We start from the raw sequence: 13,406 nt of genomic DNA, 5'->3' as shown, positions 1-13,406 counted from the left end.
GTAGTCCGTGTTTGATGGGCCAGCGTAGCGGGTCGAGGGTCAGGCCGCTGCCGTGATCGACAGGTGGCGGCGCCAGCGCTGTTTCCAGGCGCTGCGCCAGAAGCGGGTGAACAGCATCACCGCGGCCACCGACAAGCCGGCGATCAGGCCGATCCACATGCCCCGCGCGCCCATGCCGTGGTGGAACGCCAGCCACCAGCCCACCGGCATGCCGACCACCCAGTACGCGAACAGGGTGATCGCCATCGGCACGCGGGTGTCCTTGAGGCCGCGCAGCGCGCCATTGGCGGCCACCTGGATGCCGTCGGAAAACTGGAACACGCCGGCCAGCATGATCAGTTGCGCGGCCAGCATGATCACCTTCGGATCGCGCGTGTACAGCGTGGCGATGAAATGGGGCAGGCCCAGCATGAAACCGGCCGAAACCAGCTGGGTCACCAGGGTCAGGCCGATCCCGCAGAAACCCGCGTAACGCACGCCCTGCTCGTCGCCGCGCCCCACCGCGTTGCCCACCCGCACGGTGATCGCCATCGCCAGCCCCAGCGGGATCATGAAGAAGAACGAGGCGATGTTGATCGCGATCTGATGGCTGGCGATCACCGACTCGCCCAGCGTGGCGATGATCAGCGCGGTGGCCACGAACAGCCCGGCCTCGGCCAGCAGGGTCACCGTCATCGGCAGGCCGATGTGCAGCAGTTGGCCGATCCGGCGCAGGTCCGGCCATTCGAAACGCTCGAACAGTCCCAGCCCGCGGTAGTTGCGGCGGAAGACCACATAGATGCCGAACGCCAGCATCTCCAGCCACAGCACGATCGCGGTGGCCACGCCGCAGCCGTGCGCGCCCTGCGGCGGGATGCCCAGCTTGCCGAACATCAGCACGTAGCCCAGCGGGATCAGCAGGACCAGCCCGCCGAGGCTGAAATACATCGACGGCCGGGTCAGCGACAGTCCTTCGGACAGGCCGCGCAGCGCGAAGTAACAGGTCAGCGCCGGCGCGCCCCAGCTGATCGCCAGCAGGAAACGCTGCACGTCGTGGCGCAGGCTCGGCGTCACCCCGATGAAATCGATCAGCGGCTCCGCGTGGCGCACCGCGAACCACAGCAGCACGCCCATGCCCAGCGCCATCCACAGCGCCTGGTGGAACACCGCGCCCACCTCCGGCCGGCGCCCGGCGCCATCGAGCTGGGCGACCGACGGCGGCACCGCCATCATCATGCCGATGCCGCTGACGATCGCCAGCGACCAGATGTTCGCGCCCACCGCCACCGCGCCCAGCACGTGTTCATTGACGTGGCCGGCCAGCACCGTGTCGATCACGTTGCTGCCGATCGCCGCCAGCTGGGCAGCGATCAACGGCAGCGCAAGACGCACCGTGGCGCGCACCTCGTGCTGCAGACGGGCACGTTCGGGACGGAAGGGTTTCATCGACACAGCAGACTCCAGAGCCGGCCATTCTACCTGAGCCATTCGTCACGGCCGCCGCCCGGGCAACCTGTGCGACTATTCCCCGCTGCGACGAACTACGGACTGCCATGAAGCAGCTCACCAGCTACGAAGGACTGCATTGCGCCAACTGCGGCGCCCCGATGCAGGGCGAGTTCTGCCACGAGTGCGGGCAGTCGATCCACAGCGTGCTCAAGCCGATGCACCACATGTTCGAGGAGACCGTGGAGACGGTGCTGCACATCGACGGTCGCATCGTGCATACGCTGCCGCCACTGCTGCTGAAGCCCGGTTTCCTCACGCTGGAATATTTCGGCGGCCGGCGGGTGCGCTACATCGCGCCGTTCCGGCTGATGTTCGTGCTGTGCCTGTTGTCGTTCTTCGTGTTTCACCTGGCGATCGACCAGTTTGCCGACAAGCTCCCCGCAACCGGACTGCCGCTGGTGAAGGTGGACAGTTCGGAGATCGAAGGCGCCGCCACTCCGGCTGACGTGCGCAAGGCACTGAAGGAGGAACTTGACGGCCTGCAGAGCGCGCGGGAAACCGGCGTGCTGCCGCCCAAGGCACTGGAACGCATCCAGGCCGCCGACCATGAACTTCGCCAGAAGGCCAACCGACGCCTGATTGCGCTGGGCGCCGCGCCGATGCCGGCCAGCTCCGTCGCCGCATCGCCGGAGCCGGCACCGGCACGGAGCGCCGACAGCGCCAAGCCGGCGAAAGTCCGCTCCGGCAGGGCCAGGGAAGCCTCCGAACCGATCCACGTCAGCTGGCTGCCGGACGTGGTCAACGCCCGCCTGACCACGCTGGGCCAGCGCTTCCGCGACAACGTACGGGCCTACAAGGACGGTGATCCCGCCACCCGCGCCGAAGCCAAGCAACGCATGATCAATGGCGTCTTCGGCGCGTTGCCGATGACCATGTTCGTGCTGATCCCGGTGTTCGCCGGCCTGCTCAAGCTGTTCTACATATTCCGCCGACGGCTGTACATGGAACACCTGATCGTGGCCCTGCACAGCCACGCCTTCATGTTCATGAGCCTGCTGCTGATCACCCTCGTCGGCATGCTGTCGAGCTGGCTGCATCCACATGCGGCCTGGACCGGCGAGGTGCTGGGCTGGGTGCAGACCCTGCTGATCCTGTGGATCCCGACCTGTCTGCTGATCATGCAGAAACGGATCTACCACCAGGGCTGGCCGATGACCGTGCTGAAATTCTGGTTCATCGGCTGGTTCTACTTCTGGTTGCTGATCTTCGCGCTGACGATCGCCGCGCTGCTGGGCATGGCTCACTAGAGCCGTTTTTCGGTGGCTCCGCCAGCGGTTTTGCACAGCGTCAACTGACTGTCAAGGCACTGCTCGCGGGTTTGTCAATTGTGTGAACCATGCCCGAACGCATTTTGCATGTGTTTGATTGAAAACAATTTTTCTACGTGACCAAAACGTCGTCAAGCCGTCATGAAGGGCGCCACCACGCCCTTTGCGGCCTGCCCTCCCCGTTGCATCCACAGACTTATCCACAGTCGCTGTGGATAAGCGTAAAACCTTCCCCGGGATAGCCACTTACCCCCGACTCCTCGATAGACGGGGAGCAAGTTCACGCAACTCCGGGCGAGCGGCCGCACACGGCGCGGCGAGCCGGACGGAGCCGGCGGTTACACTGACCCGCCCATGAGGTTGCCCATGCCCGCCGTCCTGCGCATCGCCCTGCCGGTGCCCCTGCCTACCCTGTTCGATTACCTGCCACCGGTCGCGGGAGAGGCTGGCGTGGGCAGTCGGGTGCTGGTGCCGTTCGGCCGCGGCAAGCGCGTCGGCGTCGTGGTGGCGATCGAGGCCGCCGCCGCGGTCGAGGGCGGCCGGCTGAAGCAGGTGACCCGTCTGCTGGACGACGAGCCCCTGCTCGACGCCGAACTGATGCAGACCCTGGCCTGGGCCGCCGACTACTGGCTCGGCGCGCCGGGCGAGGCATACGCGAACGCCTTGCCGCTGGCTTTGCGCGAAGCGAAGCCGTTGCCGCCGATCGGCGACGAGTACTGGTCGACCACCGCAAGCGGGCGCAGCGCGCACGATACCGGCAACCGGCGCGGCGGCAGCAAGGCCTTGCTGGCCCTGCTCGCCACGGGAGCGTTGAGCGCGCAGGAACTGACCGAACGCCTGCCCGGCTGGCGCGAAGCGGCCCGGCGGCTGGCCGCGGCCGGCCTGCTCGAACGCAGCGAACGGCCGCCAGCAGATCACCGTCCGCCAGCATCGCCGGCACCGCAACTCAACGAGGAGCAGCAGCAGGCGGTGGCCACGGTGGGCGCCAGCCTCGGCAGCTTCCAGCCCTTCCTGCTCGACGGCGTCACCGGCAGCGGCAAGACCGAGGTCTACCTGGCGCTGATCGAACAGGTGCTGGCACAGGGCAAGCAGGCCCTGCTGCTGGTGCCGGAAATCGGCCTGGCGCCGCAGACCGTGCGGCGCCTGCGCCAGCGGCTCGGCGTGCTGATCGAGGTGCTGCATTCGAACCTGTCCGAGGGCGATCGCGCCCGCGCCTGGCTGCGTGCACGCGCCGGCACGGCGCGGGTGATCCTGGGCACCCGCTCGGCGATCTTCACCCCGCTGCCGCAGGCCGGGCTGATCATCGTCGACGAGGAACACGACGGCTCCTACAAGCAGCAGGACGGCTTCCGCTACCACGCCCGCGACCTGGCCGTGGTGCGCGCCCGGGCGCTGGGCGTGCCGGTGCTGCTGGGCTCGGGCACGCCGTCGCTGGAATCGCTGGCCAACGCCGAGGCCGGTCGCTATCGCACCCTGCACCTGCGTGCACGCCCCGGCGCGATACGGCCGCCCCAGGTGCAGATCATCGACATGCGGGCGCAGCGGCTGGAGCACGGCATGTCGCCCGCCCTGCTGGCCGCGGTGGCGGACACGGTGGCGCGCGGCGAACAGGCGCTGGTGTTCCGCAACCGCCGCGGCTACGCGCCGGTGTTGTTGTGCCACGCCTGCGGCTGGCACGCCGACTGTCCCCGCTGCGAGCGGCCGCTGACCCTGCACGCGGGTCGGCGCCAGTTGATCTGCCACCACTGCGATTATCGCCAGCGCCTGCCCGCCGCCTGTCCCACCTGCGGCGCCGGCGATCTCAAGCCGCAGGGCCAGGGCACCGAGCGGCTGGAGGAGGCGCTGGTCACGCTGTTTCCGCAGGTGCCGGTGCTGCGCGTCGATCGCGAGACCACCCGGCGCCGGGACGCCTTCGAGCAATTGCTGGAAACGCTGGCCGACGACCAGCCGGCGATCCTGGTCGGCACCCAGATGCTGGCCAAGGGCCACGACCTGCCCAACCTCACCCTGGTCGCCATCGTCGGTGTCGACGAAGGCCTGCACAGCATCGACTTCCGCGCGGGCGAACGGCTGGCCCAGTTGGTGGTGCAGGTAGCCGGCCGCGCCGGCCGCGCCAGCAAGCCCGGCCGCGTGGTGTTGCAGACCCACCAGCCGGCACACCCGCTGCTGCGCAGCCTGCTGGCGCAAGGCTATGCGGCGGCGGCGCGCGAGCTGCTGGCCGAACGCCGGCTGATCCAGTTGCCGCCATACAGCCACCAGGTGCTGCTGCGTGCCGAGTCGGTGCGGCGCGAGGACGTGGACGGCTTCCTCGCCGCCGCACGTGCGGCCTTGCCGCAGGACGACTCGCTGCAGATCGCCGGCCCGATGCCCGCGCCGATGCCGCTGCGCGCCGGCCGTCATCGCGCCCAACTACTGCTGGAAGCCGCCAGCCGGCGCAGCCTGCACGGCATGCTGCGCTCGTGGCAGCTGGCGCTGGCCAAACTTCCGCTGGCGCGCAAGCTGCGCTGGTCGCTGGATGTCGATCCGATCGATTTGTACTGACGTCGTTGGCGCGCGATCAGCTGCCGGCCGGAGTCGGCTTCACCGGCTTGACCAGCCAGCGCACCGCCAGCACACCCAGCTCGTAGAGCAGGCACATCGGCACCGCCAGCATGATCATCGAGGTGATGTCCGGCGGGGTGATGAAGGCGGCGATCGCGAACGCGCCCACGATCGCGTAGCGACGACCGCTGCGCAGCTTGTCCACGTCCACGATGCCCACCGCGGCCAGCACCACCACGGCCACCGGCACTTCGAAGCACAGTCCGAAGGCGAAGAACATCAGCATCACGAAGTCGAGGTAGTGGGTGATGTCGGTCATCATCTCCACGCCCTGCGGAGTCACCGCGGTGAGGAAGCGGAACGCCGCCGGCAGCACCAGGAAATAGGCGAACGCGCAGCCGACGTAGAACAGCACCAGCGCCGCGGCCAGCAGCGGGCGGGCCAGGCGTTTCTCGTGCTTGTACAGCCCGGGGCTGACGAAGGCCCACAGCTGGTACAGGATCATCGGCATGCTGATGAACAGCGACGCGTAGAACGCCAGCTTCAGCGGCGTCACGAACGGGCTGGCCACCTCGGTGGCGATCAGGTGCGCGCCCTGCGGCAGGCGCGCCACCAGCGGCGCGGCCAGTTCGGTGTACAGGCGGTTGGCGAACGGCACCAGCGCCAGCAGCACCAGCAGCACCGTGGCGCAGGCCTTGAGCAGGCGCGTGCGCAGCTCCAGCAGGTGCGAGAACAGGCCTTGCTGCAGGTCGATGTCGGGCTCAGGCGTGGCCATGCGGCGGCTCCGCGTGAGACTTCACCGGGGCGAACAGGTCGCCGGTACGGTCGTCGGATCCGGCATCATCGGCGGCGGCAGGCGCTGACGGCGCCTCCACCAGCGGCAGCATGATCGGGGGTTCCTCGCCCGCCTCGACCGCCGTCGCGGCAGGCGGCGGAATCTCGTTGCCCACGTCGCGGACCTTCTGCACGGCCGCATCCAGCTCCGCCTGCGCGGCTTCGGCCCGCGCGGCCGCCTCGCGCGCGGTGCGCCTGATTTCCTCAATCTGCAATTCGCGCTCCACTTCGGCGCGCACGTTGTCCCAGCCACTGCGCATGCGGCGCAGCAGCGCACCGGCGGTGCGCGCCGCGCCCGGCAGCTTTTCCGGGCCGAGCACGATCAGCGCGATGAGCGCCAGCAGCACCAGCTTGCCGAAGCTGATCTCGATCATCGCCGCAACCCGCCGGCTTACTTCGGATCGCTGGAGTCGCGCTGACTCTGCGTGGTCTGGCCAGCGGACGACGCGGGCGGATCGGCGCGCAGGCGCTCGGCCTCTTCCTTGCGCTTGGCTTCTTCCTCGTCGCCGTTCAGGCCCTTCTTGAAGTCGCGCATGGCACCACCGAGATCGGAGCCGATGTTGCGCAGCTTGCCGGTGCCAAAGATCACTACGACCACGACCAGCAGGATGATCAGGTGCCAGATGCTCATGTATTACCTCGAAAACGGATCGAACCGGAAACGCCAGCCCGCACGGGCCGGCATTCCGCATCAGCGCGAAGTGTACTCTTCGAGGCGGTCGCGGAAGTCCACCACGGGCGTGGGCACGTTGCTGACGCCGCCCTCGAAGATGCGCCGCGGGGTCACGCCGGCGCCATACACGGCAGCATTCGCATCATAGTCGATGCGCAGCGCCGAACCGTCGAGTGCGACACCGGCGAACAGGCCCCGGCTGCGCGAGTACGAATAGATCTCGGCCTTCAGCTGGGCATCGGTGGAGGCGCTGGCGGTGCGACCCACCGGGCCGGCCGCGGCCGACGCATCCGCGCCGAGGGTGAACTTGCCGTTGACGATCGAATCCACGCCGCGCTGGGTGCGGAACACCAGGATCACGTCGGTGGAGGACACGCCGGCCTGGAAGCCCACGCTGCCGCCGGTCATGGTGATGAAGCTGGGATTGGACCAGGTGCCGTCCGGGCTCTTCACCGAGATCAGCCCTTCGCCACGGCGACCGCCGAAGATGAAACCGGCCTTGATCATGTCCGGGATCACCGCGATGGCCCGCGCATTGCGCAACAGGTCCTGCGGAATCGCCTTGTCCGGCGCCTGCATGATGTCGTTCATCACGCGCACGGCGTTGCTGGCGCGCACCAGCGGCGGATCCTCGGCGTGCGCGGCCATCGCCGGCAGCAACAGGGCCATGCCGATCAGCAGCAGTCGTCGCATTGATTTGTTCAACATGGGCAGCTCCGCTTCGGTTCGGGGTCGGTTTCGGCTGGAATCGGGGGATACGTGTCGAACCCGGCCCCGACGCCAAGTGGGGGTAGCGGGCTTGTGGCAGACTCACTGATCGACGTCGTCACGATCACCACCATGCCATTTCGCAACAACTATACCGGCCTTGCCGGCTATTCCCATGACCCGGATGTTCAGCCCGTTCAGGCTGGCGTCCTGCTGGTCAACCTGGGCACGCCGACCGCGCCGACGGCCCGCGCAGTGCGCCCCTACCTGGCGGAGTTCCTCGCCGATCCGCGGGTGATCGAGTATCCGCGCTGGCTGTGGTGGCTGATCCTGCACGGGGTGATCCTGCGCCTGCGGCCCAAACGTTCGGCGCATGCCTACGCCAGAATCTGGGACACCCGCGGCTCGCCGCTGCGTTTCGGCAGCGAGGCGCTGGCCACGGCGCTGCAAACGGAAATCGCCCGGCAACGGCCACAGGCGCCGGTGAAGGTGGCGCTGGCGATGCGCTATGGCGAGCCTTCGGTGCGCCAGGCGATCGAACAGCTGCAGCGCGAAGGCGTGCGCCGGCTGCTGGTGCTGCCGCTGTACCCGCAGTATTCGGGCACCTCCACCGGCTCGGTGCTCGACGCGGTCGCCGACACCATCAAGCAGCTGCGCTGGCCGCCGGAACTGCGCATCGTCAACGACTACCACGACGATCCGGCGCACATCGAGGCGCTGGCGCGGAGCATCGAACGCTGGTGGGCCGCGAACGGCCGCGGCGACAAGCTGCTGCTGTCGTTCCACGGCATTCCCGAGCGCTACCTGCACGAAGGCGACCCGTATTTCTGCCAGTGCCACGCCACCGCGCGGCTGTTGCGCGAGCGCTTGCAACTGGACCAGCAACAGCTGGTGGTGAGCTTCCAGTCGCGGGTCGGTCGCGAACGCTGGCTGCATCCGTACACCGACGCCACCGTGCGCCGGCTCGCCGCCGAGGGCGTGCGCAAGCTCGACGTGGCCTGTCCGGGTTTCGCGGTGGATTGCCTGGAGACGCTGGAAGAGATCGCCATGCAGAACCGCGACTTCTTCATCGGCGCTGGCGGCGAAGCGCTGCGCTACATCCCCGCGCTCAACGACAGTCCGGACCAGGTCGACAGCCTCGCCGCGCTGGTGCTGCGGCACACCCAGGGCTGGCCCGAGTTCGCCGCCGACTACGATGCCGCCGCGCACCGGCAAAAGCGCATCCAGGCGGGGCAGCGGGCAGCGGCCGTCCGCGCCGGCCATGAGTGAGTTCGTCACGATCGACCTGCCGCCGTGCTCGCTGCGCGCGCAGCGCTGGGGCGACGCCGCGCTGCCGCCCCTGCTGGCCCTGCACGGCTGGCTCGACAACGCCGGCAGCTTTGCGCGGCTGGCGCCCCTGCTGGCGGAACATCATCATGTGATCGCGCTGGAGCTGCCCGGCCACGGCCACTCCGATCACCTGCCCGCCGGCAGCCATTACCACTTCCTCGACTACGTGCGCGACGTGCTGGCCGCCGCGGATGCGCTGCAGCTTGCGCGCTACACCCTGCTCGGGCATTCGCTGGGCGCCGGCGTCGCCGCGCTGGTGGCCAGCGCGCGGCCGCAGCGGATCGAGCGGCTGTTGCTGATCGAAGGATTGGGCCCGCTCGGCGACGATGGCTCGCACACCCTGCAGCGCTTTCGCGATGCACTGGCGCCGCGCAGCGACAAGCCCCTGCGGGTGTTCCACAGCATCGAACAGGCAGTCGACGCACGCAACATGGTCAGCGGCCTGGCCACCGAACTGGCCCGTCCCATCGTCGAACGTGGGCTGCTCGAAACCGGCGGCGGCTGGCGTTGGCGCAGCGATCCACGGTTGACCCGATCGAGCGCCAGCCGACTGGCCGAATCGCAGGTGCATGCCCTGCTGCGCGGCATCACCGCACCCACCGCCCTGCTGCTGGCGCAGCCGGACACCTCGTACCTGCCCGACGCGATGATGCAGGCGCGCGCCGCCTGCGTGGCGAACATCACCGTGACGCACATGGACGGTGGCCATCACCTGCACCTGGAACACCCGCAGGCCGTCGCCGACTGGATCGCCGCCGCGTAGGGCGGGCACTGCCCGCCTGCGTCCTCATGCATCAGGGCTGCTTGAGGCCCAGCACGTCCAAGCCCTGCTCGAAGCGGATGTCGACCGGGATGTGCGCCTGGTCGAGTCGCTTCAGGTCGCCGGCGAGCCCGGCGTCGACGTTGCCCATCTGCTCGGTGAGCTGTTTCGCGGCTTCGTAATCGCCGTCGCCCTGGATGGTCAGCAGCTTCGCCGACAGCGCGTTCATCGCCGCGGTCATCTTGTCGAAGTCGACGCGGTAGCGACCGGTGGTCTCATCGCGGGTGAAGGCGCCCTGCTGCTTGAAGAAGTTGAAGCGCACCATGTTCGCCTTGGCGTGCGCGTCGCTGGCGCCGAAGCGCACCGAGCGCAGGATGCCGGCGAGGAAGGTGACGTAGTTGTCCATCAGCTTCGACTTGTCCAGCTCGCCCTTGTCGGCCAGCTTGCTGACCATGTACAGGCCGAGGATGTCGGCCTTGCCTTCCTCGAAGCTGGAGGCCTGGTCCTTCAGCGCCTTGCGTACAGTGCCTTTGCCGTCAAGTGTTTCCTTGATGCCGAGACCGTGCGCCACTTCGTGGAACATGGTGTTCTGGAAGAACGCATCGAAGGTGAGGTTCTTCTGCTGGTCGTCGGCGATCAGTTCCTTGCCGATCGGCAGCATGATCTTGTCGAACTTCGCCTGCATCACGTTTTCCAGCTGCAGGCGGCGCGTGCCCTTCTTCAGCTGCACCTGCTCATCGTTGGGCAGGTTGATCGCGATGGTCTTGGCGCCGACGTTGGCGTCGCCGCCGTAGTAGATCGCGAAGTAGGCGTTGAGGTCGGCGTCGGAGCCGGGTTTCTCCGCCTTGTACTTGTCGGCCACCGGCAGGCCGCGCTGCAGTTCGGGCAGGTATTTGGCGAAGCGCGCGAGTTTCGCGCTCCACGCCTGGTCCTTGATCAGCACGTAGGATTCGTAGCTGGCCTTGTAGCCGAACAGCTGGTCCTCGTAGGTTTCGATCGGACCGATCACGATGTCGACCGGGTTGCTCTTCATGTCCATCCAGGCGAAGTCGCTGGCCTGGTAGTCATCGCTGAGCAGCGCGGCGGCGCGCATCGTGAGGTACTTGCGGAAGCCCGCATCCTTCGCCAGTTTCGCGGCTTCGCGCAGCAGGCCGGCGGTCTTTTCCAGTTCGGCCTTGTACGCCTCGTGGTAGGGCACGCTGATCAGCTGGCCCTTGTCGTCGCGGCGCAGCAAGGTGTACAGCCCGGTCTTGTCCTTCAGCGGCGACTGCTCGAACTGCTCCTTCGTCATGTCGGCCGGGTAGAACTGCGCGCCGGCCGGACGCGGGCCGATGCCGTCGACGAAGGGCTTGTCGTTGTCCAGCCGGTCCCACGGGCCGTAGTTGATCTCGGCGAACTCGCGCACCGACGGGTCGCTGATCTTCGCCAGCAGCGCGTCCTTGTCGCCCCAGCCCTGTTTCCAGTACAGCGCGTTCATGCTGTCCGCGGCCTCGACCAGCAAGGCGATCATCTGCTGCTGTTGGGCATCGAACTTCGACAGGTCGGCAGTGAGCTTGACCGTGGCGTAGTCGGCCAGGTGCTTGCGCACGGCCGCGGCGGACTCGACGGCATCCGACGCCGTGGCGGCGGGCGCGGGGGCCAGCTCCTCCTTCGACACCGGCGCCTGCGCCGGCGCGTCCTGGTGGGAAGAGCAGCCGGCGAGCGCCAGCAGCAGACAGACGGGAAGCAGACGTCGAACCATGAGGGCAGTCCTGGCAGGAGAATGCTCCATGGTATCGCGCCGATGCCGCGGCGATACCTGACCGGATGCACATGCCGCGGCGCCCCCGCTTCGGCTATCGTCGCAGTCCCTCCGCCTCGCCACGCCCATGAACCAGTCGCCGATGCCTGTCGCTCCGCGCCATCGCGCCGCGCTGGCCTTCATCTACGTCACCGTGCTGCTGGACATGCTGGCGTTCGGCATCATCATCCCGGTACTGCCTCACCTGATCGAGCAGCTGGCCGGCGGCGGCATCGCGAAGGCGGCGTGGTGGGTGGGCATCTTCAGCACGGTGTTCGCGATCGTGCAGTTCGTGTTCTCGCCGGTGCAGGGCGCGCTGTCCGATCGCTACGGCCGGCGGCCGGTGATCCTGATCTCCAACCTCGGCCTGGCCGTGGACTTCGTGGTGCTGGCGCTGGCGCCCACGCTGTGGATGCTGTTCGCGGCGCGCATCCTGCTGGGCATGACCGCAGCCAGCTTCAGCACGGCCAATGCCTACATCGCCGACATCGTGCCGAAGGAAAAGCGCGCGGTCGCGTTCGGCATCCTCGGCAGCGCATTCGGCCTGGGCTTCATCATCGGCCCGGGCCTGGGCGGTTTCCTGGGCAGCATCGCGCTGCGCCTGCCGTTCTGGGTGGCCGCGGGACTGGCGCTGTGCAACTTCCTGTATGGCTGTTTCGTCCTGCCCGAATCACTGCCGAAGGAACGCCGCACGGCCCGACTCGAATTGCACAGCGCGCATCCGTTCGGCTCGCTGAAACTGCTGCGCCGCCAGCCGCAGGTACTCGGCCTGGCAGTGGTGCTGTTCATGGTCTATCTCGCTCATTACGTGCTGCAGACGGTGTTCGTGCTGTACGCGGATTACCGCTACCACTGGGGCCCGCAGGCGGTCGGCTACGTGCTGATGCTGGTCGGCGGCTGCGACGGTTTCGTGCAGGCGGTGCTCACCGGCAAGCTGGCGCCGCGCTTCGGCGAGCGCCGCGTGCTGCTGGCCGGCATGCTGTTCGGCGTCGGTGCGTTCCTGGTGATGGGCGTGGCCAACGTGGGCTGGGCGTTCCTGTTCGGCATACCGCTGCTGGCGCTATGGGGGCTGGCGATGCCGCCGATCCAGTCGATCATGACGCAGCAGGTCGATCCGTCCGAGCAGGGCCGGCTGCAAGGCGCGATCGGCAGCCTGGGCAGTTTCGCCGGCATCTTCGGGCCGTATCTGTTTGCACAGATTTTCGCGCTGTCGATCGCGCCGGGTTCGCCCGTCCATCTGCCAGGCGCCGCGTTCGTGCTCTCGGCCGTGCTGATGCTGGTCGGCCTGGTGGTCGCGGCGCGGGTCACCCGAAATCTGCCCGCCGTCGTCGCACCGCAACCCGACGAGGCCGCGCCCGTCGTGCTCACCGGCGATCTGCCCGCGCTGGCCATCAACCCCTTGCCCGAATCACTTCACGAACCGCAGGAGAGTCACCCATGACGCTGTCCATGTACCAAGCCTCCGTCCCCGTTTTCACCCGCGCGCTGACCAACCTCACGCATGTGCTGAAGAAAGGTGCCGAACACGCGAAATCGAAGAACGTCAGCGACGAGGTGCTGCTGCAGACGCGACTGATCCCCGACATGCTGCCGCTGATCAAGCAGATCCAGATCGCCTGCGACATGGCCGCCCGTGGCGCCGCCCGTCTGGCCGGCGTCGAACCCCAATCGTTCGAGGACAGCGAGACCACGCTGGAACAGGCGTACGGCCGCATCGAACGCGCGATCGAATACATCAAGAGCTTCACGCCGGAACAAATCGACGGCAGCGAAAACCGCACCGTCGTGATGAAGATGCGCACCGGCGAGATGACCTTCGCGGGCCAGGCTTACCTGTTCGGCTTCACCATCCCCAACCTGTTCTTCCACTGCACCACCGCGTACAACATCCTGCGCGAGGCCGGCACCGACATCGGCAAGACCGACTTCATCGGCCAGGCCTGATCGCCGCGCGCCGCCGCGATCTTCGCGGCGGCGCGATATCTGCGAAAATCGTCGCATGCAACTGATGCCTTCACGGAATGC

At 67.8% G+C, this 13,406-nt stretch carries 12 protein-coding genes; 6 read left to right on the top strand and 6 right to left on the bottom strand.

What is annotated here, in order from left to right:
- Window positions 1-39 precede the first annotated feature (39 nt).
- The gene (locus ASD55_RS02865; protein ID WP_007809983.1) at window positions 40-1,425 is read right to left on the bottom strand and encodes an MATE family efflux transporter; all 1,386 of its coding nucleotides are present in this window, start codon (window positions 1,423-1,425) and stop codon (window positions 40-42) included.
- Between the two features lie 107 nt (window positions 1,426-1,532).
- On the opposite strand from ASD55_RS02865, the gene ASD55_RS02860 reads away from it, so the two are divergent.
- Both ASD55_RS02860 and ASD55_RS02855 read left to right on the top strand, forming a co-directional pair.
- Entirely contained in the window at window positions 1,533-2,735 is a 1,203-nt protein-coding gene (locus tag ASD55_RS02860; RefSeq protein WP_056763584.1) for a DUF3667 domain-containing protein, read from the top strand.
- 387 nt (window positions 2,736-3,122) lie between these two features.
- Window positions 3,123-5,297, top strand: a complete 2,175-nt coding sequence (locus ASD55_RS02855) for a primosomal protein N' (RefSeq protein WP_056763582.1) — start codon at window positions 3,123-3,125, stop codon at window positions 5,295-5,297.
- 16 nt (window positions 5,298-5,313) lie between these two features.
- On the opposite strand, the gene tatC is transcribed toward ASD55_RS02855, so the two are convergent.
- From tatC to ASD55_RS02835, 4 genes are read right to left on the bottom strand one after another with little or no spacing between them, the layout of a single operon-like run.
- Window positions 5,314-6,072, bottom strand: a complete 759-nt coding sequence (tatC, locus tag ASD55_RS02850; RefSeq protein WP_056717091.1) for a twin-arginine translocase subunit TatC — start codon at window positions 6,070-6,072, stop codon at window positions 5,314-5,316.
- Window positions 6,059-6,505 (bottom strand): Sec-independent protein translocase protein TatB, encoded by a 447-nt coding sequence (gene tatB, locus ASD55_RS02845; RefSeq protein ID WP_056717092.1) that lies wholly within the window; start codon window positions 6,503-6,505, stop codon window positions 6,059-6,061. The genes tatC and tatB overlap by 14 nt, the downstream gene beginning before the upstream one ends.
- Before the next feature lie 17 nt (window positions 6,506-6,522).
- Window positions 6,523-6,762: a Sec-independent protein translocase subunit TatA gene (gene tatA / locus ASD55_RS02840; RefSeq protein WP_056717093.1), complete on the bottom strand. Its 240-nt coding sequence runs from the start codon at window positions 6,760-6,762 to the stop codon at window positions 6,523-6,525.
- Window positions 6,763-6,822: 60 nt separating this feature from the next.
- A complete protein-coding gene (locus tag ASD55_RS02835) occupies window positions 6,823-7,512 on the bottom strand; it encodes a lipid-binding SYLF domain-containing protein (protein WP_056717094.1) in 690 nt (229 codons plus the stop codon).
- A 132-nt stretch (window positions 7,513-7,644) separates the two neighbouring features.
- Between ASD55_RS02835 and hemH the strand changes: the two genes are divergently transcribed.
- Entirely contained in the window at window positions 7,645-8,781 is a 1,137-nt protein-coding gene (hemH, locus tag ASD55_RS02830; RefSeq protein ID WP_056764448.1) for a ferrochelatase, read from the top strand.
- Window positions 8,774-9,604 (top strand): alpha/beta fold hydrolase, encoded by an 831-nt coding sequence (locus tag ASD55_RS02825; RefSeq protein WP_056764446.1) that lies wholly within the window; start codon window positions 8,774-8,776, stop codon window positions 9,602-9,604. The genes hemH and ASD55_RS02825 overlap by 8 nt, the downstream gene beginning before the upstream one ends.
- Window positions 9,605-9,635: 31 nt before the next feature.
- On the opposite strand, the gene ASD55_RS02820 is transcribed toward ASD55_RS02825, so the two are convergent.
- Entirely contained in the window at window positions 9,636-11,342 is a 1,707-nt protein-coding gene (locus ASD55_RS02820) for a Zn-dependent hydrolase (protein ID WP_056763580.1), read from the bottom strand.
- Between the two features lie 142 nt (window positions 11,343-11,484).
- Between ASD55_RS02820 and ASD55_RS02815 the strand changes: the two genes are divergently transcribed.
- Window positions 11,485-12,822, top strand: coding sequence for a TCR/Tet family MFS transporter (locus ASD55_RS02815; RefSeq protein ID WP_235577705.1), 1,338 nt, complete (start codon window positions 11,485-11,487; stop codon window positions 12,820-12,822).
- Window positions 12,819-13,325 (top strand): DUF1993 domain-containing protein, encoded by a 507-nt coding sequence (locus ASD55_RS02810; protein ID WP_056763576.1) that lies wholly within the window; start codon window positions 12,819-12,821, stop codon window positions 13,323-13,325. Before ASD55_RS02815 ends, ASD55_RS02810 begins: the two co-directional genes overlap by 4 nt.
- Window positions 13,326-13,406: the final 81 nt, after the last annotated feature.

Origin of the sequence: Rhodanobacter sp. Root561 (assembly GCF_001427365.1) — a bacterium.
Taxonomy (GTDB): Bacteria; Pseudomonadota; Gammaproteobacteria; order Xanthomonadales; family Rhodanobacteraceae; genus Rhodanobacter.
Note: the sequence above shows the minus strand (reverse complement) of the source record. Positions and strands in the feature narration are given on the sequence as shown.